Annotated in this window: 21 protein-coding genes and 4 tRNA genes; 17 read left to right on the top strand and 8 right to left on the bottom strand. The window is 75.3% G+C overall.

The window, feature by feature from the left end:
* Positions 1–133: 133 nt before the first annotated feature.
* Positions 134–2617, bottom strand: a complete 2484-nt coding sequence (treY, locus tag ACRYR9_RS12230) for a malto-oligosyltrehalose synthase (RefSeq protein WP_432495877.1) — start codon at positions 2615–2617, stop codon at positions 134–136.
* Positions 2614–4755, bottom strand: coding sequence for a glycogen debranching protein GlgX (glgX, locus tag ACRYR9_RS12225; RefSeq protein ID WP_432495875.1), 2142 nt, complete (start codon positions 4753–4755; stop codon positions 2614–2616). Before glgX ends, treY begins: the two co-directional genes overlap by 4 nt.
* Before the next feature lie 121 nt (positions 4756–4876).
* Here glgX and ACRYR9_RS12220 point away from each other — a divergent pair, with 121 nt between their 5' ends.
* Positions 4877–5863 (top strand): YihY/virulence factor BrkB family protein, encoded by a 987-nt coding sequence (locus ACRYR9_RS12220; protein WP_432495872.1) that lies wholly within the window; start codon positions 4877–4879, stop codon positions 5861–5863.
* A gap of 128 nt (positions 5864–5991) precedes the next feature.
* Positions 5992–6279 (top strand): DUF4190 domain-containing protein, encoded by a 288-nt coding sequence (locus tag ACRYR9_RS12215; RefSeq protein WP_432495869.1) that lies wholly within the window; start codon positions 5992–5994, stop codon positions 6277–6279.
* Between the two features lie 104 nt (positions 6280–6383).
* Here the strand turns inward: ACRYR9_RS12215 and ACRYR9_RS12210 are convergent.
* The 4 genes from ACRYR9_RS12210 to ACRYR9_RS12195 all read right to left on the bottom strand — a co-directional run bounded on the left by ACRYR9_RS12210 (position 6384) and on the right by ACRYR9_RS12195 (position 7287).
* Positions 6384–6458, bottom strand: a tRNA-Val gene (locus ACRYR9_RS12210).
* Between the two features lie 33 nt (positions 6459–6491).
* A tRNA-Cys gene (locus tag ACRYR9_RS12205) sits at positions 6492–6562 on the bottom strand.
* A 30-nt stretch (positions 6563–6592) separates the two neighbouring features.
* Positions 6593–6665: transfer RNA gene (locus ACRYR9_RS12200), tRNA-Gly, on the bottom strand.
* 193 nt (positions 6666–6858) lie between these two features.
* Entirely contained in the window at positions 6859–7287 is a 429-nt protein-coding gene (locus ACRYR9_RS12195) for an SsgA family sporulation/cell division regulator (protein WP_432495867.1), read from the bottom strand.
* Positions 7288–7537: 250 nt separating this feature from the next.
* Here ACRYR9_RS12195 and ACRYR9_RS12190 point away from each other — a divergent pair, with 250 nt between their 5' ends.
* The 14 genes from ACRYR9_RS12190 to ruvC all read left to right on the top strand — a co-directional run bounded on the left by ACRYR9_RS12190 (position 7538) and on the right by ruvC (position 18654).
* Positions 7538–8116, top strand: coding sequence for a TIGR02611 family protein (locus ACRYR9_RS12190; RefSeq protein WP_432495864.1), 579 nt, complete (start codon positions 7538–7540; stop codon positions 8114–8116).
* A 99-nt stretch (positions 8117–8215) separates the two neighbouring features.
* A tRNA-Val gene (locus ACRYR9_RS12185) sits at positions 8216–8287 on the top strand.
* A gap of 24 nt (positions 8288–8311) precedes the next feature.
* A complete protein-coding gene (locus ACRYR9_RS12180; RefSeq protein ID WP_432495862.1) occupies positions 8312–8926 on the top strand; it encodes an MOSC N-terminal beta barrel domain-containing protein in 615 nt (204 codons plus the stop codon).
* A gap of 59 nt (positions 8927–8985) precedes the next feature.
* On the top strand, positions 8986–11004 hold the full coding sequence (gene thrS, locus ACRYR9_RS12175; RefSeq protein WP_432495859.1) for a threonine--tRNA ligase: 2019 nt from the start codon (positions 8986–8988) through the stop codon (positions 11002–11004).
* Positions 11004–11609 (top strand): HIT family protein, encoded by a 606-nt coding sequence (locus ACRYR9_RS12170; RefSeq protein WP_432495857.1) that lies wholly within the window; start codon positions 11004–11006, stop codon positions 11607–11609. The genes thrS and ACRYR9_RS12170 overlap by 1 nt, the downstream gene beginning before the upstream one ends.
* A gap of 3 nt (positions 11610–11612) precedes the next feature.
* Positions 11613–12245: a phosphatidylinositol phosphate synthase gene (pgsA, locus tag ACRYR9_RS12165; RefSeq protein WP_432495854.1), complete on the top strand. Its 633-nt coding sequence runs from the start codon at positions 11613–11615 to the stop codon at positions 12243–12245.
* Positions 12242–13210, top strand: a complete 969-nt coding sequence (locus ACRYR9_RS12160; protein ID WP_432495851.1) for a phosphatidylinositol mannoside acyltransferase — start codon at positions 12242–12244, stop codon at positions 13208–13210. The genes pgsA and ACRYR9_RS12160 overlap by 4 nt, the downstream gene beginning before the upstream one ends.
* A complete protein-coding gene (locus ACRYR9_RS12155; RefSeq protein ID WP_432495849.1) occupies positions 13207–14352 on the top strand; it encodes a glycosyltransferase family 4 protein in 1146 nt (381 codons plus the stop codon). Before ACRYR9_RS12160 ends, ACRYR9_RS12155 begins: the two co-directional genes overlap by 4 nt.
* Positions 14349–14912, top strand: a complete 564-nt coding sequence (locus ACRYR9_RS12150; RefSeq protein ID WP_432495847.1) for a hypothetical protein — start codon at positions 14349–14351, stop codon at positions 14910–14912. Before ACRYR9_RS12155 ends, ACRYR9_RS12150 begins: the two co-directional genes overlap by 4 nt.
* 96 nt (positions 14913–15008) lie before the next feature.
* A complete protein-coding gene (gene pdxS / locus ACRYR9_RS12145) occupies positions 15009–15929 on the top strand; it encodes a pyridoxal 5'-phosphate synthase lyase subunit PdxS (protein ID WP_432495880.1) in 921 nt (306 codons plus the stop codon).
* Entirely contained in the window at positions 15926–16477 is a 552-nt protein-coding gene (locus ACRYR9_RS12140; protein ID WP_432495845.1) for an NUDIX hydrolase, read from the top strand. Before pdxS ends, ACRYR9_RS12140 begins: the two co-directional genes overlap by 4 nt.
* A 26-nt stretch (positions 16478–16503) precedes the next feature.
* Positions 16504–17148 (top strand): pyridoxal 5'-phosphate synthase glutaminase subunit PdxT, encoded by a 645-nt coding sequence (gene pdxT / locus ACRYR9_RS12135; protein WP_432495842.1) that lies wholly within the window; start codon positions 16504–16506, stop codon positions 17146–17148.
* A 66-nt stretch (positions 17149–17214) separates the two neighbouring features.
* Entirely contained in the window at positions 17215–17976 is a 762-nt protein-coding gene (locus ACRYR9_RS12130) for a YebC/PmpR family DNA-binding transcriptional regulator (protein WP_432495840.1), read from the top strand.
* A gap of 69 nt (positions 17977–18045) precedes the next feature.
* Positions 18046–18654 (top strand): crossover junction endodeoxyribonuclease RuvC, encoded by a 609-nt coding sequence (ruvC, locus tag ACRYR9_RS12125; RefSeq protein ID WP_432495838.1) that lies wholly within the window; start codon positions 18046–18048, stop codon positions 18652–18654.
* Between the two features lie 6 nt (positions 18655–18660).
* Here ruvC and ACRYR9_RS12120 read toward each other — a convergent pair whose 3' ends face one another.
* Positions 18661–19674, bottom strand: coding sequence for a hypothetical protein (locus ACRYR9_RS12120; RefSeq protein WP_432495836.1), 1014 nt, complete (start codon positions 19672–19674; stop codon positions 18661–18663).
* Between the two features lie 75 nt (positions 19675–19749).
* Complete coding sequence (locus ACRYR9_RS12115) at positions 19750–20454, bottom strand: dienelactone hydrolase family protein (RefSeq protein WP_432495834.1); 705 nt, start codon at positions 20452–20454, stop codon at positions 19750–19752.
* A 117-nt stretch (positions 20455–20571) separates the two neighbouring features.
* On the opposite strand from ACRYR9_RS12115, the gene ruvA reads away from it, so the two are divergent.
* The gene (ruvA, locus tag ACRYR9_RS12110) at positions 20572–21177 is read left to right on the top strand and encodes a Holliday junction branch migration protein RuvA (RefSeq protein ID WP_432495832.1); all 606 of its coding nucleotides are present in this window, start codon (positions 20572–20574) and stop codon (positions 21175–21177) included.
* Positions 21178–21182: the final 5 nt, after the last annotated feature.

Here is a 21182-nt window from a genome sequence, read left to right as displayed (position 1 = left end):
CCCCCCCCCCCCCCCCCCCCCCCCCCCCCCCCCCCCCCCCCCCCCCCCCCCCCCCCCCCCCCCCCCCCCCCCCCCCCCCCCCCCCCCCCCCCCCCCCCCCCCCCCCCCCCCCCCCCCCCCCCCGCCGCGGCCGTCAGCTCTCGCGCACCAGCAGCGCCACCGGCAGCTGCGCCAGCACGTCGGCCACCCGCACCGCGCCGCCGCTCAGCACGGTGCCGGTGAACGCGTCGCGCCAGCCGCCCTCGGGCAGCGACAGCGTGTGCTCACCCCACCCGCCGTGGCGCTCCAGCGACACCGGCAGCCGGGTCGTCACCGCGATGGCGCCGGGCGCGCCGACCGAGCCGCGGCCGAACGCCAGCGCGTTGCCCGTCGTGGTCGGGACGGGGGAGTAGCCCGCCTCCTGCCCGACGAACAGCTCCGGGTGCTCGCGGCGCACCCGCAGCGCGCGGGAGACGACCAGCAGCTTCTCGTCGTGCAGGTCCGCCGGTGCCGCGCCGTCGTCCAGCGCGGCCAGGCGGCGCGAGCGGTCGGCGTAGTCGACGGGGCGGCGGTTGTCCGGGTCCACCAGCGAGAGGTCCACCAGCTCGGTGCCCTGGTACACGTCCGGGACGCCCGGCATCGCCAGCTGCACGAACTTCTGCCCCAGCACCGCCACCCGGGCCTGCGCCGCGGTCGCCTCGACGAACTCCCGCACCGCCGCCAGGACGGCCTCGTCGCCCAGCACGCCGGTCGCGAAGCGCTCCACGGCCGCCTCGTACGCCTCGTCCGGCGAGGTCCACGTGGTGTGGTCCTTCGCCTCGCGGGTCGCCTTCTGCAGGTAGCCCAGCAGCCGTTCCGCGCCGATGGGGCCCTCGTCGCCCCAGGTGCCGAACAGCGTCTGCCACACCAGCAGCTCGGTGCGTGCGTCCAGCTCGCTCGCCCGGTGCTCGGTGGCCAGCTCGCGCCAGCGCGTCAGCGCCGCGCCCCACTCCTCCGTCAGCTCGGACAGGACCGACAGCCGCGCCCGCACGTCCTCGCTGCGCTTGGTGTCGTGCGTGGACAGCGTCGTCATGGCCGCGGGCCAGTCGCGGGCCAGGGCGGAGCAGAAGGAGTGGAACTCCTCCGGGGAGGTCCCGAAGCGGGTGGGGTCCCCACCGACCTCGTTCAGCGAGGACAGCCGGAACCAGCGGTAGAACGAGGTGTCCTCGATGCCCTTGGCCATCACCGGCCCGCACGTCTGCTGGAAGCGCACGACGAACTCGGCGATCCGGGCGTCCGAGGGGTTCCCGGCCCGGTTCAGCGCCAGGTCCACCACGACCTGCAGGGTGTCGTGGCGCTCCTCGGGCAGGTGGGCGCGGGCGTGCTCGGCGGCGCCCTCCACGACGGCCACGGCCTCCGGCGGGGCCTGCTCGCCGGGCACGACGTAGGCGCGGTACTGGTGGAAGGCCACCAGCAGCTCCACCACGCACTCGTGCAGGCCGCGGCGGGTGTGGTCGCGCAGGTCGACGTCGTCGTGGCAGATGCCGGACAGCAGGTCCACCAGGCGGTGCACCTCGGCGTACAGGCCGTGCTCGACGACCTCGCGCTTGGCGTTGTCCACGACCGCCTGGAACGTGCCGGTCTCGCCGGTGAGCGCCGTGTACTGCTCGGTCAGCGGCTCGGCGCCGGCCGGGTCCAGGAACAAGCCGCCCACCCGCTGGAGGGCGTCGTAGCCGGTGGTGCCGGCGCACGCCCAGTCCGCCGGCAGCTGCTCCTCGCCCTCCAGGATCTTCTCCACGACCACCCAGGCGCTGCCGTCCCCGGTGGCGTTCGAGGTCGCCTCCGCCAGCCACCGCAGGTACCCGCGGGGATCGGCGAGACCGTCCGGGTGGTCGATGCGCAGGCCCTGCAGGTCCCCGCGCCCCACCAGCTCCAGCAGCAGCGCGTGCGAGGCGTCGAACACCTCGCGGTCCTCCACGCGGATCGCGGCCAGGGTGTCCACGTCGAAGAAGCGCCGGTAGTTCAGCTCCTCGTCGGCCACCCGCCAGTGCGCCAGCCGGTACCACTGCCGGTCCACCAGTTCCGCCAGCGGCAGGTCCTCGGTGCCCGGGCGCACCGGGAAGACGTGGTCGTAGTAGCGCAGCACGTGCTCCTCGCCCTGCGGCGTGGAGCGCGTGTCCAGGCTCAGCTCACCGGCGGCCAGCACCTGCCCGATGCGCTGCCCCAGCACCGCCATGAGGATCGCGCGGTCCTGCACCGACCAGTCCACGTCGAACCAGCGCGCGTAGGGGGAGCGAGGCCCCTCCTTCAGCACCGACCACAGCTGGGCGTTCTCGTGCGCGGGCGTCGGCACCGCCATGTGGTTGGGCACGACGTCGGCGACGGCGGCCAGCCCCACGGCGCGCAGCGCGGCCACGAGGCGGTCGAACCCGGCGCGCCCGCCGGCCTCCTCGTTCAGGCGCGAGTGGTCCACCACGTCGTACCCGTGCGTGGACCCCTTCGCCGGGGCGAGCACGGGAGAGAGGTAGGCGTGCGAGACCCCCAGGCGGTGCAGGTGCTCGGCCTGCGCCGCGGCGTCGTCGAAGGTGAACGCCGGCTGCACCTGGAAGCGGTAGGTGCTCACCGGCACCACGGCCGGGCGGTAAGTCTCCTCGGTCACTTCTCTCCCAGTGGTTCACGGGCCAGCACGAGCACGGAGCGCCCGGCCACGGGCAGCTTCGTGCCCGGCGAGAACGCCGACTCCTCGGTGAAGATCGACACCACGCCGACCTGGTCGTCGGCGGTGTCCAGGCGCACGTGCCAGTTGTCGCCGTACGCCTTCTCCGGCAGCGTGAACTCCACCGCCTCGTGCCACGGGTTGTACATGATGAGGAAGGAGTCGCCGACGATGCGCTCTCCGCGGCGGTCCGGCTCGGGGATCGCCTCGCCGTTCAGGAAGATCATGACGCTGCGGTTGGCCGCGTCGGCCCAGTCCTCGTCGGTCATCTCGGTGCCGTCGGCGACGAACCACTCGATGTCACCGATCTTGCTCTCCCCGCCGTGGCCGGCGTCGCCCGCGAAGAACCGCCGGCGCTGGAACACGGGCTCGGTGCGGCGCAGCTCGACCACCCGCCGTGTGAAGTCCAGCAGCTCCTGCTGCGTGGGCGACAGGTCCCAGTCCATCCAGGCCAGCTCGTTGTCCTGGCAGTAGACGTTGTTGTTGCCCTGCTGGGTGCGGCCCAGCTCGTCGCCGTGCAGGATCATCGGCACGCCCTGGCTCAGCAGCAGGGTCACCAGGAGGTTGCGGTGCTGCCGGGCGCGCAGCGCCACGATCTCCGGGTCGTCGGTGGGACCCTCGACGCCGCAGTTCCAGGACCGGTTGTGGCTCTCGCCGTCGTTGCCGCCCTCGCCGTTGGCGTCGTTGTGCTTGTCGTTGTACGAGACGAGGTCGTGCATCGTGAAGCCGTCGTGGGCGGTGACGAAGTTGATGCTGGCGATCGGCTTGCGCCCGGAGTGCTCGTAGAGGTCCGAGGAACCGGTGATGCGGCTGGCGAACTCCCCGAGCGTGCCGGGTTCGCCGCGCCAGAAGTCGCGCACGGTGTCGCGGTAGCGGCCGTTCCACTCCGTCCACAGCGCCGGGAACCCGCCGACCTGGTAACCCCCCTCGCCGACGTCCCACGGCTCGGCGATGAGCTTGACCTGCGAGACGACCGGGTCCTGCTGCACCAGGTCGAAGAAGGCGCTGAGGCGGTCCACCTCGTGGAACTGCCGTGCCAGCGTCGCCGCCAGGTCGAAGCGGAAGCCGTCGACGTGCATCTCCGTGACCCAGTACCGCAGCGAGTCCATGATCAGCTGCAGGACGTGCGGGGAACGCATCAGCAGGCTGTTGCCGGTGCCCGTGGTGTCGAAGTAGTGCTTCTGGTCGCCGTCGACCAGGCGGTAGTAGGCCTGGTTGTCGATGCCCCGGAAGCACAGGGTCGGGCCCATGTGGTTGCCCTCGGCGGTGTGGTTGTAGACCACGTCGAGGATGACCTCGATGTTCGCCTCGTGCAGCGCCCGCACCATCGACTTGAACTCCTGCACCTGCTGGCCGCGCTGGCCGGTGGAGGAGTACGAGTTGTGCGGGGCGAAGAAGCCGATGGTGTTGTAGCCCCAGTAGTTGGACAGCCCCTTGTCGACCAGGTGGGTGTCCTGCACGAACTGGTGCACCGGCATCAGCTCGACGGCCGTCACCCCCAGCGAGGTGAGGTGCTCGATCATCGCGGGGTGCGCCATGCCGGCGTAGGTGCCGCGGATCTCCTCGGGGATGTCCGGGTGCAGCTGGGTCAGGCCCTTGACGTGGGCCTCGTAGATCACCGACTCGTGGTACTCGTGGCCCGGCTGGCGGTCGTTGCCCCAGTCGAAGAAGGGGTTGACCACGACCGAGAGCATCGTGTGCCCCAGGCTGTCGTCGTCGTTGACGACGGAGTTGTCGTCGAAGCGGTACGAGAAGAGGGACTCGTCGCCGTCGACCTGCCCCTCGATCGCCTTCGCGTACGGGTCCAGCAGCAGCTTCTCCGGCTGGCAGCGCGCCCCGCTCTCGGGGTGGAAGGGGCCGTGCACCCGGTAGCCGTAGCGCTGCCCGGGCATGACCGAGGGCAGGTAGGCGTGCCACACGAAGCCGTCCATCTCGGGCAGGTCGATCCGCTGCTCGGTGCCGTCGTCGCCGATGAGGCACAGCTCGACCCGCTCGGCGACCTCGGAGAAGAGGGCGAAGTTGGTGCCCGCTCCGTCGTAGGTGGCCCCCAGGGGGTAGGGGCGTCCGGGCCAGATCTGCATCGGGGGTCCTTCCACTGCTCAGCGCGTGCACTGGACGTGCGCGGTCGACCGTCATCATGTCCGCTCCGGCCCGCACGCACACCCCGACCGCGCCCCGGACGCCCGCGGCTACCCTGCGGCGGTGCCCGAAGACCGGCCCCGGCCCGCGGGTGCCTACCGCCGCCCCGCTCCCGCGATCGCGGGCGTCACCCCGGCGCGCCGCGCTCTGGCCGCTGCGCGCGAGCTCGTCGTGGGCACCGTCGGTGCCTGCGTGCGCTTCCGGGTCACGGGCCTGGCGGCCGAGGGCGGCTTCTTCGCCCTGCTCTCCCTGCCGCCGCTGGTCTTCGGCCTCGTCGCCAGCCTGGGGTACGCCGGCCGCTGGCTGGGGCGGGACGAGGTCGCGGCGGCCCGGGAGCAGCTGACGCGCCTGACGGAGGCCTTCTTCACCCCGCAGGCCATCGCCGAGGTGGTCCTGCCGACCTTCGACTCGGTCACCACCGCCGGTCGCGCCGACCTGACGCTGCTCGCCTTCGCCTTCAGCGTCTGGTCCGGCTCGCGCGCCCTGAACGTCCACGTGGACACCATCTCGATCATGTACGGGCTGGGCGGGCACCGCGGCATCGTGCGCACCCGCCTGCTGTCGCTGTCCACGTACCTGGTCGGCCTGCTGGTGGCGGTCGTCGTCCTGCCCCTGCTGCTGGTGGGGCCCCGCCTGGTCGGTCGCTGGCTGCCCGAGCAGCTGTCGGGCCTGGCGGGCGCGTACTGGCCCGTGGTGCTGCTGCTGTCCGTGGCCGGGCTGGCCACGCTCTACCACCTGGCCACTCCGGTGCGCAGCCGGTGGTGGCGCGACCTGCCCGGCGCGGTGCTCGCCCTGCTGCTGTGGCTGCTCACGTCCTCGGTGCTGCGCACGCTGCTGTCGGCGTCGGTGGCCGGGGGTTCCACCTCGATCTACGGGCCGCTGGCAGCGCCGATCGTCGTGCTCGTCTGGTTCTACTTCCTGTCCATCGCCGTGCTCGCCGGCGCGGGCCTGAACTCGGCGGTGGACCGGGTGTGGCCCGACCCCACCAAGGCCGCGGCCCGCGAGGCGGCCCGCGCGGAAGCCGCTCAGCGGCGGCGCTGGGTCCCCTGAGGCCGTCCGGCGCGGTCACCGTCGCCGGGTGGGGGCGGCGGGGGGCCGGTCCCGGCTGGAGCCCCGGTACGGTCGTCGAGACGGGGCTGTGGCCCGTCCTCCCGCCGACGCAGCACCGAGGAGTTCCCGTGGGCCAGCAGCAGCACCCGCCGTACCCGCCCGTGCAGCGGGTCGCCACCGACACGCCCGCCGTGATCGCCCTGGTGCTCGGCGTCTGCGGGCTGTTCACGGGCGGCCTGACGTCCGTGGTCGGCATCGTCGTGGGGCACGTCACGCGGAGGGGCACGCCCACCCAGGGCCTGTCGACCGCGGCCATCGTCGTCTCGTGGGTCGTGACGGTGGTGTGGGCGGTGGGGTGGGCGTTCTTCTTCCTGGTGCCCTTCCTGGCCCTCGTCGGGGTGCTGGCGTCGTCCTGACGGGCCACGTCCTGACGGGCGCCGAGTGCACCCACCTCGCACGGGCACGAGAAGGCCCCTCGCACCGTGCTGGTGCGAGGGGCCAAATCCGTTGCGGTGCAACGTGGTGGGCGATACTGGGATCGAACCAGTGACCTCTTCCGTGTCAGGGAAGCGCGCTACCGCTGCGCCAATCGCCCTCGAGCACACCGGGAGCTACCCGGTGAGCCGTGAGGTGGAGACGGGATTCGAACCCGTGTGGACGGCTTTGCAGGCCGCTGCCTAACCTCTCGGCCACTCCACCGCGAGGCTCGCGCCTGTGAGCCGGCCTCCGAGCGGACGACGGGACTCGAACCCGCGACCCTCACCTTGGCAAGGTGATGCGCTACCAACTGCGCTACGTCCGCACGTCTGCGGTTCCCCCGCCTTGCGGCCGGTTCCCCGTGACGTCGTAGACAGTAGCCGACGCGCGCCGGTGCAGTCCAACCGCCCCCGCCCGCGGCGTTCACCCGCTGTTCGCCCCGCGGCGCGCGACGGGGGGCGCACCCGGCGGCGGTGCCGGGTGCGCCCCCCGTTCGAGCGTCGCGCTCGTCGCTGCGGTCAGGCGGTCAGCCGGGCGATCAGGTCGTCCAGGTCCAGGTGGCGCGCTTCACGCCCCGGCGGGACCAGGGCCTCGGCCCGGCGCAGGAAGCGCCGGACGTCCGCCTCGTCCGCCTCCAGCTCCGCGTTGCCGTCCGGGGACGACAGGCGCAGCAGGACCCTCGGGCGGCCCTCGGGGGAGTCGGGGCACGGCCGCACCTGCACGTCGCCGTCGCCGGCCGGTGCGGTGAGCCCCTCCCTGAGCAGGTCGCGGGCGAAGACCCACTCCACGTCCGCGTCCCCCCCGCGGAAGACCGCGTGGATGGCGAAGGGGTCGTCAGCCCCGTAGTGCAAGCTGGCGGGGACGGGGAGCCCGGGACCGCTGGTGGTGCGTAGGCGCAGCGACACGTCGACGTCGACCTCGGTCTTGCGGTGCGGCAGTGCAGGCACGTCGACCTCCGTGTGCTCATGGCCGCTGACGGGCTCCAGCGACCGTGCTCCACAGTTTCCCACCGATCGAGCCTCTGAAACACCCGGACGGCGCAACCGGGACGTGCGGAGTTCACCGGCGGTTCCCCGGCGGGCTGGAACGCCCCGCGACGGCGGCCGGGCCCGCGGCGCGCCGCGGGAGCGTCCGCGGCCCCTCGTGCGTTGGGCGGGGGGACGGCCACCGGTGGCGGGGGCGAGCGAGGAGGAGCGGGTGCGCGTGACGACGGACGGCCGGCAGGACCGTGCGGGCGGCGGGGACGAGGCGCAGGGCGTCCCGCCGCCCGGTCCCTTCGCGACCCCCCGGGTGGACGGGACGGTGCCCGCCGCGCGCGCCGGCGGCACGGCGCCCGGCGGTCCGCGCCCGGTGCGCCGCGGGCGCGCCGAGCGCTGGCGCTCCACCCTGCGCGCGCGCCGCGAGCGGCTGCGTGCCGACGCGCACGCGGACCGCGCCTACCGCACCGCGGTCGGGGTGGTCGGCACCGTCGTGACCCTGCTGGGCCTGGTCATGGTCCCGCTGCCCGGACCGGGCTGGCTCGTGGTGTTCCTCGGCCTGGCGATCCTGGGCACGGAGTTCGCCACCGCGCGCCGCGTCCACCGCTTCACGCACCGCCAGGTGCACCGCTGGACGCAGTGGCTGGCCCGGCGCTCGTGGGGCACCCGGATCGGCCTGGGAGCGGGCGCGGCCGCCGCCGCGGGCGCGCTGGCGTGGGGCTACCTGGCCTGGCAGGGCGTGCCCGCCTGGACCCCGGAGGTGGTCACCGCGCAGCTGACCCGCGTGCCCGGCCTCTAGGGCGGCGGGCGGACCGGCTGGTGGACCTGCCGGGGCGGTCGTGAGCACCCGCGCGGACGGGGTATGGTTCTTCCACCGGTCGCGGTCAGCGGTCGCACCGGGCGATTAGCTCAGCGGGAGAGCACCTCGTTCACACCGAGGGGGTCACTGGTTCGATCCCAGTATCGCCCACACCAGCACCACCAGGAGCAGCCCGTGCAGAGCCCCGGAGTCGTCGACGCCGGGGCTCTCGTCGTGCAGATCGCCGTCTTCCCCGTGAAGTCCGTGGCCGGGGTGCGCGCCGAGGTCGTCGACGTCGGCCCGCAGGGTCTGGCCGGGGACCGGGGGTTCGTCCTGACCGCCGCCGGCGAGCCCCTGCGGGCCAAGACCACACCCCGGCTGCAGGAGCTGGAGCTGTCCGGCACGCCCACGGCCCCCGTGGTCGGCGCCCCTGGCGGCACTCCCGGCGACCTCGCGGCCGTGGCCCGCTTCCTGGGGGTGGACGCACCCCTGGAACTGCGCCCGGCCCCCGGCGGCGCCCGTCAGGTCGCCGCCGTGCACGTCGTGACCACCACGGACCGCGACGCCCCCGGCGCGGGGGACTCCTCGCGGGCCAACCTCGTCCTGCGGCCCACCGCCGCGGCGCTGCCGCCCGCCGCAGAGCTCGCCGGGGCGCTGCTGGAGGTGGGGCCGGTGCTCCTGCGGCTGGGGCGGCCGCCCAGGCACTGCGCCGGGTCGTTCGCCGAGGTGCTGGTGCCCGGCACCGTGCGCACCGGTGACACGGCGCGGCTGCGGGCGCGCACCGACGGCGCGGCCGGGCGCCCCGGCTAGAGTCGCGGACGTGGGGGAGCGCCCCCACGCCCCTGACCGACGACCCCCGGAGGCGCGCAGTGTCCGCCCAGCTCACCGTCACCCGTTCCGGCGCCACCGCGCCCGCGACGACGGTGCAGGTCGCGGCCGGCACGACCGCCGCCGAGCTGTTCGCCGACGAGCGCGACGTCGTCGTCGCCCGCGTCAACGGCGAGCTGCGCGACCTCTCGCACCCGCTGGCCGACGGCGACCGGGTCGAGGGGGTGCTCATCTCCTCCGAGGACGGCCTGGCCGTGCTGCGGCACTCCGCGGCCCACGTGGTGGCGCAGGCGGTGCAGCAGCACTTCCCCGAGGCCAGGCTGGGCATCGGACCGCCGATCCGCGACGGCTTCTACTACGACTTCGACGTCGAGCGGCCCTTCACCCCCGAGGACCTCAAGACCCTCGAGAAGACGGCGCAGCGCATCGTCAAGGAGGGGCAGCGGTTCGTCCGGCGCGCCGTCACCGACGACGAGGCACGCGCCGAGCTCGCCGCGGAGCCGTACAAGCTGGAGCTCATCGGGCTGAAGTCCAGCGCGGGTGAGGCCGCCGAGGGCGCCGGCGTGGAGGTCGGCGCCGGCGAGCTGACGATCTACGACAACGTGCGCCGCGACGGGACCGTCGCGTGGAAGGACCTGTGCCGCGGCCCGCACCTGCCCAGCACCCGCCTGATCGGCAACGGCTTCAGCCTGCTGCGCTCGGCGGCGGCCTACTGGCGCGGCAGCGAGAAGAACCCGCAGCTGCAGCGCGTGTACGGCACCGCCTGGCCCACCAAGGACGACCTCAAGGCGTACCAGGAGCGCGTCGCCGAGGCCGAGCGCCGCGACCACCGCCGCCTGGGCACCGAGCTGGACCTGTTCTCCTTCCCCGACGAGATCGGTTCCGGCCTGGCGGTCTTCCACCCCAAGGGGGGCGTCGTGCGGCGCGCCATGGAGGACTACTCCCGCCAGGCCCACGAGCGCGCCGGGTACGAGTTCGTCTACTCCCCGCACATCACCAAGCAGAACCTCTTCGAGGTCTCCGGCCACCTCGACTGGTACGCCGAGGGCATGTTCCCGGCGATGCAGCTGGACGCGGAGCTCGACGCCGACGGCACGGTGCGCAAGGCGGGGCAGAACTACTACCTCAAGCCGATGAACTGCCCGTTCCACAACCTGATCTTCGACAGCCGCGGGCGCTCCTACCGCGAGCTGCCGCTGCGGCTGTTCGAGTTCGGCACCGTCTACCGCTACGAGAAGTCCGGGGTCGTCCACGGCCTGACCCGGGTGCGCGGCATGACCCAGGACGACGCCCACATCTACTGCACCCGCGAGCAGATGAAGGACGAGCTGACCCGCACCCTCGGTTTCGTGCTGGGCCTGCTGTCGGACTACGGCCTGGACGACTACTACCTGGAGCTGTCCACCAAGGACCCCGACAAGTACGTCGGTGCCGACGAGGCGTGGGAGGAGGCGACGGCCACCCTCGCCGAGGTGGCGCAGGCGTCGGGCCTGGAGCTCGTGCCCGACCCCGGCGGTGCGGCGTTCTACGGCCCCAAGATCTCCGTGCAGGCCCGCGACGCCATCGGCCGCACCTGGCAGATGTCGACCATCCAGCTGGACTTCAACCTGCCGGAGCGCTTCGGGCTGGAGTACACCGCCGCCGACGGCTCCAAGCAGCGCCCCGTCATGATCCACCGGGCGCTGTTCGGGTCGATCGAGCGGTTCTTCGCCGTGCTCACCGAGCACTACGCCGGCGCGTTCCCCCCGTGGCTGGCCCCCGTCCAGGTGGTCGGGATCCCCGTCGCCGACGCCCACGTGGAGCACCTGCAGGCCGTCGCCGCGCAGCTGCGCGAGCGGGGCGTGCGCGTGGAGGTCGACGCCTCCGACGACCGGATGCCCAAGAAGATCCGCACCTGGACCAAGCAGAAGGTGCCCTTCCTGCTCATCGCCGGCGCCGACGACGTCGAGGCCGGGGCGGTCTCCTTCCGCTACCGCGACGGCAGCCAGGAGAACGGCGTGCCCGTCGCCGACGCGGTGGCGAAGGTCGTCGACGCCGTCGAGCGGCGCGTGCAGGTCTGATGCCCGGCGACCAGGAGCAGACGGGCACCGGTGCCGGGCCGCAGGTGGAACCGGCGAGCGCGTTCGCCGGGGACGCCGACGGGTTCGAGCGGTTGTGGACCCCGCACCGGATGGCGTACGTGCGCGGCGAGCGCAAACCCGCCGACCCGCACGACGCCCAGCAGTGCCCCTTCTGCCGGGCCGGGAACGGCCCGGACGAGGACGGTCTCGTCGTGCACCGCGGGGAGCACGTCCTCGTCGTGCTGAACCTGTACCCGTACAACCCCGGGCACCTGCTGGTGTGCCCCAACCGGCACGTCTCGTCGTACGTGGACCTCGACGCCGCCGAGCTGGCGGAGTTCAGCGCTCTCACCCGGGCCGCGGTCCACACCCTGCGCGCGGCCTCGAACCCGGCCGGGTTCAACATCGGCATGAACCAGGGGGCCGTGGCCGGGGCGGGGATCGCCGCGCACCTGCACCAGCACGTCGTGCCGCGCTGGGCCGGCGACGCGAACTTCCTGCCGGTGGTGGCGCGCACCAAGGCGCTGCCGGAACTGCTCGAGGACACCCGGCGCCGGCTGGTCGAGGCCTGGACCGACCAGCACCCCGCGGGCGCAGGGGGCTGAGCGGTGCTCAACCGGTACGCCCGCGCCCTGGCCACCCGGGTCTTCACCCCGTCGGCGCGGTTGCTGCTGCGGCTGGGGATCGGCCCGGACGCCGTGACGATCGCCGGCACCCTCGGGGTCGTGGTCAGCGCCCTGGTCCTCTTCCCCCTGGGGCAGCTCGCCTGGGGGGCGGTCGCGGTGGGGGTCTTCGTGCTCTCCGACACCGTCGACGGCATCATGGCCCGCTCCCTGGGCCGTTCCGGGCGCTGGGGCGCCTACCTGGACTCCACGCTCGACCGCTTCGGCGACGCGGCCGTGTTCGGGGGGCTGGTGGTGTGGTTCGCCCGCGGCGGCGACTCGCCGGTCACGGCCGGGCTGGCCCTGCTGTGCCTGGTGCTGGGCAGCCTGGTCTCCTACGCCAAGGCGCGCGCCGAGGGGCTGGGGTTCACCGCGGACGTCGGCATCGCCGAGCGCTCCGACCGCCTGCTCGCCGTGCTCGCCGGCGCGCTGGCCGTCGGCCTGGGCGCCCCCGTGGCGGTCATGACGGTCGTGCTGGTCCTGCTCGCCGTGGCCAGCCTCGTCACCGTCGTGCAGCGCATGGCCGTGGTGCGCCGGCAGGCCCTGGCGCTCGCGCCGGAACCCGCCCGCGGCGCGTGATCGGCGCCCGGGACGGCCTCACCGCGGCCGGGTTCCGGCTGGCGTGGCGCCTCGCGCGCGCCGTGCCCGAGCCCGTCGCCCTGACCCTCGCCGAGCGGGCCGCCGGCATCGTCCACGCCCGCGGCGGCGCCCGGGTGGAGCAGCTGCGCGCCAACCTGCGCCGGGCGAGGCCGCTGGCCGCACCCGCCGAGCTGGACGCCCTGGTGCGCGAGGGGCTGCGCTCCTACGCCCGCTACTGGTGCGACGTGTTCCGGCTGCCGGCGTGGTCGCCGGAGCGCACCACCGCGGGGGTGCGTGCGGTCGGGGTCGAGCCGCTGCGCGAGCAGCTGCGCTCCGGGCGGGGAGCGGTGCTCTTCCTCGGCCACCTGGGCAACTGGGACCACGCCGCGGCGTGGTGGGCGGCCTCCGAGAGCACCCCCGTCGTCACGGTCGCGGAGCGGCTGCGGCCCGAGGCCGTCTTCGCCGAGTTCCTGGCCTTCCGCCGGCGGCTCGGCGTGGAGGTGCTGCCCCTGGGGGACCCCGGCACCTTCCCCGCCCTCGTGCGTCGGGCCCGTGCGGGAGCCGTGGTGCCGCTGCTGGCGGACCGGGACCTGTCGGGCAGCGGCGTGCCGGTGCGCTTCCTCGGCGAGACGCTGCCGATGGCCGCCGGGCCCGCCACGCTCGCCCTGGCCGCCGGGGTGCCGCTGTTCCCCGCGGCCGTCTGGTACGAGGCGACGGCGGCGCGTCCGCGCACGCTCGTGGTCGAGGTCGGCGCGCAGGTCCACCGCCCGCCGGTGGACCCCGCCCGCCCTGCCCGCGAGGACCGCGCCGCGGCGGTGGCGGCGATGACGCAGGGCTGCGCGGACGCGCTCGACGCGGCGGTGCGCGCCCACCCGCAGGACTGGCACGTGCTGCAACCGGTGTTCCCCGGTGACGCGTCCCCCGGTGGCGCCGCCCGCGGGGCAGCGCCGGGAGGGGCCCCGTGAGGATCGGGATCGTCTGCCCCTACTCCTTCGACGTGCCCGGTGGCGTGCAGTTCCACGTGCGCGACCTCGCCGAGCACCTGATCGCCCTGGGCCACTCCGTGCGCGTCCTGGCCCCCGCCGACGACCCCGCCACCCTGCCGTCCTTCGCCGACGCCGCCGGCGGGGTGGTCGCGGTGCCCTACAACGGCTCGGTGGCCCGGCTGTCGTTCGGGCCGGTGACCGCCGCCCGCGTCCGCCGCTGGGTCACCGAGGGGGGCTTCGACGTGCTGCACGTGCACGAACCGCTGTCGCCCAGCACCTCCCTGCTGGCGCTGTGGGCCGCGCAGCGCTCGGTGGTGGCCACGTTCCACACCGCCAACCTGCGCTCGCGCGCGATGCAGGCCGCCTCCCCGCTGCTGCGCCCGAGCCTGGAGAAGATCGCCGCCCGCATCGCCGTCAGCGAGGACGCCCGGCGCACCGTCGTCGAGCACGTCGGCGGCGACGCCGTGGTCGTCCCCAACGGGGTGTTCACCGACCGCTTCGCGCGCGCGCCGCGCCGTCCGCAGTGGTGCGGCACCCCCGAACGGCCCGTCGTGGCGTTCGTCGGCCGCCTCGACGAGCCCCGCAAGGGGCTCGGGGTGCTGTGCGAGGCGGTGCCCCGCGTGCGCGCGGTCCTGCCCGGCGCCCGCTTCCTCGTCGCCGGGCGCGGGGACGCCGACGCCGCGCGCGCCGCCGCCCCCGACCCCGGTGCCCTGGAGTTCCTGGGCGCGGTCGACGACGACGACAAGCGCTCCCTGCTGGCCTCCGCCGACGTCTACCTGGCGCCGCACACCGGGGGGGAGAGCTTCGGCATCGTCCTGGTCGAGGCCCTGGCGGCCGGTGCGGCCGTCGTGGCCAGCGACCTGGGCGCCTTCCGCCGCGTGCTGGACGACGGCGCGCACGGGCGGCTGTTCCCGACCGGGGACGCGGACGCCGCCGCGGCCGCGCTGCTGGAGCTGCTGACCGACCCCGGGCAGCGGCGGCTCCTGGCACGCGCCGGGCAGCGCGCGGCCGGGCGCTACGACTGGTCCGTCGTGGCCGCCGACGTCCTGGCCGTCTACGAGACGGTCCGCTCCGGCGAGGACGCCCACCGCGGCGGCGAGCAGCGCAGGTCCGGGCGGTGAACGCCCTGACCTGGGCGCTGGCCGGGCTGCTGGTCCTGTGCCTGCTCGCCTGGTACCTGTCGGCCACCGCCCAGCGGCTGGACCGGTTGCACCGGCGGGTGGAGACCAGCCGGGCGGCGCTGGACGCGGAGCTGACCCGGCGGGCCTCGGCCGCCCTGGAGCTGGCCACCTCCGGTCGGCTGGACCCGGCGTCCTCGCTGCTGCTGGCCGACGCGGCGACCGCCGCCCTGGACGCGCCCCGCACCCCCGCGGCGCTGCGCGACGCCACCGACGCCGACGACGCGCAGCGCTGGCGCGCCGAGAGCGACCTCACGCGCGCGCTGGCCGCCGCCGTGCCGGACCCGGACGAGGGCGAGGGCGAGCAGCGCGCGCGCGTCCTGGACGCCTGGCACCGGGTGGGGCTGGCCCGGCGCTTCCACAACGACGCCGTCGTCCAGGCACGGCGCCTGCGGGGCAAGCGGGTGGTGCGCTGGGGGCACCTGGCCGGGCACGCGCGCCTGCCGGAGACGGCCGACTTCCACGACGGGACGGCGGACGGGGACGTCCGGCCCGGTCCGTAGGATGCGCCCGGCAGGTCCGGGTCCCCGGAGCACACCCCCACACGAAGCGCGAGGCGCCAGAGCGTGAGCACCGACCAGTTCACCCCCCGTTCCGGGATGCCCGCGCCCCGGGCCGAGGTCCGCGCCGGCGCGGGTCCCGCCGTCGGCACCGACCGCGTCAAGCGCGGCATGGCCGAGATGCTCAAGGGTGGCGTGATCATGGACGTGGTCACCGCCGAGCAGGCGCGGGTCGCCGCGGACGCCGGCGCCGTGGCCGTCATGGCCCTGGAGCGGGTGCCCGCCGACATCCGCGCCCAGGGCGGGGTCTCCCGCATGTCCGACCCGGACGTGGTCGAGTCGATCGTGAACGCCGTCTCGATCCCCGTCATGGCCAAGGCGCGCATCGGCCACTTCGTCGAGGCTCAGGTGCTGCAGTCGCTGGGCGTGGACTACGTCGACGAGTCCGAGGTCCTCACCCCGGCCGACTACGCCCACCACATCGACAAGCACGCCTTCACCGTGCCGTTCGTGTGCGGGGCCACGAACCTGGGCGAGGCGCTGCGACGCATCACCGAGGGGGCGGCGATGATCCGCTCCAAGGGCGAGGCCGGCACGGGCGACGTCTCCAACGCGGTCACGCACATGCGCACCATCCGCGCCGAGGTGAACCGGCTTCGCTCGATGGCGCCGGACGAGCTGTACGTGGCGGCCAAGGAGATGGCGGCCCCCCACGAGCTGGTCCGCGAGGTCGCCGAGAACGGGAAGCTCCCCGTCGTCCTGTTCACCGCCGGCGGCATCGCCACCCCGGCGGACGCGGCGATGATGATGCAGCTGGGCGCCGACGGCGTCTTCGTCGGCTCGGGCATCTTCAAGTCCGGCGACCCCGCGCGGCGCGCCGCGGCGATCGTCAAGGCCACCACCTTCCACGACGACCCGGACGTGATCGCGGAGGTCTCCCGCGGGCTGGGCGAGGCCATGGTGGGCCTGAACGTCGAGGCGATCCCCGAACCGCACCGCCTGGCCACCCGGGGCTGGTGACCCCGCTGGACGAGCAGGGCCCGGGCGTGCCGGACCCGCTGGGTCCGGAGTGGGGCACCGCCCCCGACGGGACCCGCACCCGCAGCGCGGCCCGCGTCGTCGTCCTGGACGGCGCGGGCCGCGTGCTGCTCGTGCGCGGCACCGACCCCACCGCGCCGGGGGCGGCGTGGTGGTTCACCGTCGGCGGTGGCCGCGACGCCGCCGAGCCCGCCCGGCGCGCCGCGGCTCGCGAACTGCGGGAGGAGACCGGCATCGTCGCCGACCCGGCCGAGCTGGTCGGCCCGGTGTGGGTGCGCACCGCCGACTTCCCCTACCTCGGGCAGCGGTGCCGGCAGCACGAGGAGTTCTTCGTGCACCGCCTGCCCGCCCCCGCGCAGCTGTCCCGCGAGCGGTGGACGGCCCTGGAGGTCGCCACCCTCACCGACGTGCGCTGGTGGCACGCCGCCGAGCTGGCCCGCACCACCGACACCGTGTACCCGGCCGGCCTGGCGCAGCTGGTCGCCGGGCTGCCCGCGACGTGGCAGGGGCCACCCCTGCGGATCGCCTGAGCACGGTGCGGTCCTACGCTCGCCCGGTGCGCGAGGAACCGGTGATCGGGGTGCTGGCCCTGCAGGGCGACGTCCGCGAGCACCTGGCGGCCCTGACCGCCGCCGGGGCGCACGCGGTCGCGGTGCGCCGCGAGCACGAGCTGACGGAGGTGGACGGCCTGGTCCTGCCCGGCGGTGAGTCCACCACCATCGACCGCCTGCTGCGCACCTTCGAGCTGCGCGATCCGCTGCGCGAACGCATCGCCGGCGGCCTGCCCGTCTACGGCTCCTGCGCGGGCATGATCCTGCTCGCGGACCGTGTCCTGGACGGCGCGCCGGACCAGCGCACCCTCGGCGGCCTCGACATCACGGTACGGCGCAACGCGTTCGGGCGGCAGGTCGAGAGCTGGGAGGAGGACCTCCCGGTCGAGGGCGTCACCGGCGGCGGGCCCGACGTGCGGGCCGTCTTCATCCGCGCCCCGTGGGTGGAGCAGGCCGGCGAGGGCGTGCGGGTGCTCGCCCGGGTGGGCTCCGGCCCGGCCGCGGGTAGGATCGTCGCCGTGCGTTCCGGCGACCTGCTGGCCACGTCGTTCCACCCGGAGATCACCGGTGACGACCGGGTGCACCGGTACTTCGCGGGCCTCGTGCGCGACCGGGTCCAGGGGCGGGTGCGCGCGGAGCGGCGCGGCTGACGGGTCGCCCGGCAGCCGACCGAGCAGTCAACGAGCAGTCAGCGAGCGAACGGCGGAGGGAACAGCATGTCCGGCCACTCCAAGTGGGCGACGACCAAGCACAAGAAGGCCGTCGTCGACGCCAAGCGCGCCAAGAGCTTCGCTCGGCTGATCAAGAACATCGAGGTCGCCGCCCGCACCGGCGGCGGGGACCCCGCGGGCAACCCCACCCTGTACGACGCCATCCAGAAGGCGAAGAAGACCTCCGTGCCGGCCGACAACATCGACCGCGCCGTCAAGCGCGGCTCGGGCGCGGAGGCCGGCGGCGCCGACTGGCAGACGATCATGTACGAGGGCTACGGGCCCAACGGCGTGGCGATGCTCGTGGAGTGCCTGACGGACAACAAGAACCGCGCGGCCATGGAGGTCCGCACGGCCATGACGCGCAACGGCGGCTCGATGGCCGACCCGGGCAGCGTGGCGTACATGTTCAGCCGCAAGGGAGTCGTCGTCATCGGCAAGGAGGGCACCGACCTCACCGAGGACGACGTGCTCACCGCGGTCCTGGAGGCCGGCGCCGAGGAGGTCGCCGACCAGGGCGACACCTTCGAGGTCGTCTGCGAGCCCACCGACCTCGTCGCCGTGCGCGAGGCCCTGCAGGCCGCCGGCATCGACTACGACTCCGCCGACGCCAGCTTCGTGCCCAGCGTGCAGGTCCCGCTGGACGCCGAGGGCGCCACCAAGGTGTTCCGGCTGATCGACGCCCTGGACGACTGCGACGACGTGCAGAACGTCTTCGCCAACTACGACGTCTCCGACGACGTGATGGCGGCCCTCGAGGACGCCTGAGCCTCTCGGGCCCACCGGCCCAGCGGGTCTCCCACGGCCCCCACCGCGCCGCGTGCGAGGGTGGGGGCCGTGCGCGTCCTCGCCGTCGACCCCGGCCTCACCCGTTGCGGGCTGGGGGTGGTGGAGTCCACCGGTGCGCGGCCCGGCGCCGCCGCCGGCCGGCGGGTGCGAATGGTCGCCGTCGGCGTGGTGCGCACCCCCTCCACCGACGCGGTGCCGCAGCGGCTGCTGGCCGTGGCCGAGGGGCTGGAGCACTGGCTGGACGAGCACGCCCCCGACGTGGTGGCCGTCGAGCGCGTCTTCGCCCAGGCCAACGTCCGTTCGGTGATGGGCACCGCGCAGGCCGCCGGGCTCGTCCTGGTCGCCGCCGCCCGCCGCGGGCTGCCGGTGGCGATGCACACCCCCAGCGAGGTCAAGGCCGCCGTCACCGGCTCCGGGCGCGCCGACAAGGAGCAGGTGACGGCGATGGTGACCCGCATCCTCGGTCTGGACGCGCCCCCCAGGCCCGCCGACGCCGCCGACGCCCTCGCGCTGGCCCTGTGCCACCTGTGGCGGGGCTCGGCCACCACCCGGCTGGAGGCCGCGGCGCACGGCGCCCTGGTCACCGGGCGGCGCAGCGGCTACGCCGAGGCCGCCCGCGCCGCCGCCCGCAGGCCGATCGGCCGCGCCCCGCGCTGAGCCTCCTCAGCCGCGCCGGTGCGGCAGCGCCGCCGCCAGGGTGAGGACCGCCGCCGCCACGTCCTCCACCACCGCGGCGTCCACGTCCGGCACGCGCTCGCCCGCCCACGCGCGCCAGGCCGCGCCGGCGTACGAGCCGGCCACGGCGCCGCACACTCCCACCAGGGCGGGCAGCAGCGCCCGGCTGTGCTCCCGGCGCGCCAGGGCGGCCGCACCGACGGCTCCGGTGAGCAGCCGCGGCGGCAGCCCGCTCGCGCCGAGGCGGCTCGGCACCTGCGGCATCTTGTCGGCGACGAGCTCCGCGCCCAGGGCCAGGCCGCTGAGCGCGGCGACCGGGCCACCGCCGGGCAGCGCGCGGGTCCCGCGGGACAGCAGCGCCGGGCCGGCCAGGCCCAGGGAGCTGCGCCCGCCCGCCGCCACGCCCAGCAGCGCGCTGCGCAGCAGCAGGCCCGCGGAGGCGCGCGACGGGGCGCCGCGCTCGGCGGCGGGCCGGTCCAGCGACGGCAGGTCCAGGATCGGGGTGCGAGCGGGCCGGGGGGCGGGGTCCAGGGCGCGCAGCGTCGCGTGCGTCACCACGCCGTAGGCCAGGTGCGGCAGGGCGTCGGAGACCCAGTCCTGCGTGCTCCAGGTGCGCAGGTCCGTCACGCCGAGGGCGTGCGCGGGCAGGTCCGTGGCGGCCATCGCCAGGGCGCCGGTGACGACCCCGCCGAGGCCGGCGGGCATCCGCAGACCCGCGCCGCGGCCCAGCCCGACGAGCTTGCCCACCCCCACGCCGACGGCGTACCCGGACAGCGCGCCCAGGGCGGTGGTGCGGTGCTCGCGCTCGGCGCCGCGGCCCGTCACCGGCCGCCCGAGCCGTTCGGCCAGCGCGGTGACCGTCTGCTCGGGCACGGTGCTGGGCGCCCGGCCGCGCCGGGCCATGTCGCCGTAGGTCACGGCGTTCAGGACCGTGGTGCCGGCGGCTCCGGAGACTGCGCCGGCGAGGATCACGCCGAGGGGGCTGCGGGTCGTGGAAGTCACCGCGCCACTGTCCTGCGGTCCCCGCCGGTCGGCCACTCGGCGCCCGCCCGCGCGGCCCCGTCGCCGACCCCGCCGTCAGCGCACGTGCTCGCGCAGGAACGCCGCGGTGCGCTCCCAGGCGAGCTCCGCCGGCTCCCGGCGGTAGCTGGGCCGCTCGTCGTTGTAGAAGGCGTGCGGTGCCGGGTAGACCTCGAAGCGGACGTCCACGCCCGCCTGCTCGCGCACCCGCTGCTCCGTGGCGCGCACCGCCTCCAGCGGCACCGAGGCGTCCTCCTCGCCGAAGTGCCCCAGCACCGCCGCCCGCAACCCCGAGAAGTCCGTGGCCGGGCCGGGGATCCCGTACCAGGGCACGGCCGCCCCGATCCGCTCACCCTGCTGGGCGGCGAGCGTCAGCACGAACGCCCCGCCCATGCAGAAGCCCACCGCGCCCACGGTGCCGGAGGTGGTCTCCGGCCGGGCCAGCAGGTACGTCACCGCCCCGGCCAGGTCCCGGGCCGCCCGCTCCGGCGGCAGCTCGGTCAGGAAGCGCTCCGCCTCCTCGGCGTCGTGCGTGGTGCGCCCGCCGTACAGGTCCGGCGCCAGGGCGACGAAGCCCTCGCCGGCGAGGCGGTCGACGACGCCGGCGACGTGGTCGGTCAGGCCCCACCACTCCTGCACGACGACGACGCCCGGGCCGCTGCCGGCCCGCGGCACGCGCAGGTAGCCGTGGGCGTGACCGCTCTCGGAGGCGGAGTCGAAGGTGACGTTCTGGCGCGGGTTGGCGTGCTGCTCGTGGCTCACCCGGCGATGGTGCCGCGCGCACCCGCGCGCCGCGCGGGCAGTGTCCGGGGACCTCGTTAGCCTTCGCCTCGTACAGGTGTTCGTGCGGGGGCGTCCCCGCGGCGGGGTGGAGGTCGTGTGATCGCGTCGGTGCGCGGGCGGGTGCTCGCGGTGCGGCTGGACTCCGCCGTCCTGGAGGTCGGCGGGGTGGGGCTGCTCGTGCAGGCCGCTCCCGCCACGCTCGCGGGGCTGCGGGTCGGCGAGGAGGCGTCCCTGGCCACCAGCATGGTCGTCCGCGAGGACTCCCTGACCCTCTTCGGCTTCGCCGACGCCGACGAGCGCGAGGTCTTCGAGGTCCTGCAGACCGTCTCCGGGGTCGGGCCGCGCCTGGCCCTGGCGATGCTGGCCGTGCACCGCCCCGACGGACTGCGCGCCGCGGTGGCCGCCGAGGACCACGCCGCGCTGGTGCGCGTGCCCGGCATCGGCAAGAAGGGCGCCCAGCGCATCTGCCTGGAGCTGGGCGACCGCCTCGGCCCGCCCGGCGACGCCCCGGCCGCCCCGCTGCCCGCGCCCGACGCCGCCGACGCCCGGCGTCAGCAGGTCGTCGACGCCCTGGTCGGCCTCGGGTACCCGCTCAAGCAGGCCGGCGACGCCGTGGACGCGGTGGTGGGCGACGACGAGGCAGGCGTGAGCGACGTGCCGGGCACCCTGCGCTCGGCGCTGCGCCACCTGTCGGGACGCTGAGGTGG

The sequence above is a fragment of the Kineococcus auxinigenes genome (assembly GCF_050871525.1).
GTDB lineage: Bacteria > Actinomycetota > Actinomycetes > Actinomycetales > Kineococcaceae > Kineococcus.
The sequence above is the reverse complement of the archived record's forward strand: the minus strand, read 5'-3'. Positions and strand labels throughout refer to the sequence as shown.

Coding starts and splice junctions, on each gene's coding strand:
- glgX (WP_432495875.1), bottom strand. CDS start 4,755: ATGCAGATCTGGCCCGGACGCCCCTACCCCCTGGGGGCCACCTACGAC.
- ACRYR9_RS12170 (WP_432495857.1), top strand. CDS start 11,004: ATGCCCGGCGACCAGGAGCAGACGGGCACCGGTGCCGGGCCGCAGGTG.
- pdxS (WP_432495880.1), top strand. CDS start 15,009: ATGCCCGCGCCCCGGGCCGAGGTCCGCGCCGGCGCGGGTCCCGCCGTC.
- ACRYR9_RS12130 (WP_432495840.1), top strand. CDS start 17,215: ATGTCCGGCCACTCCAAGTGGGCGACGACCAAGCACAAGAAGGCCGTC.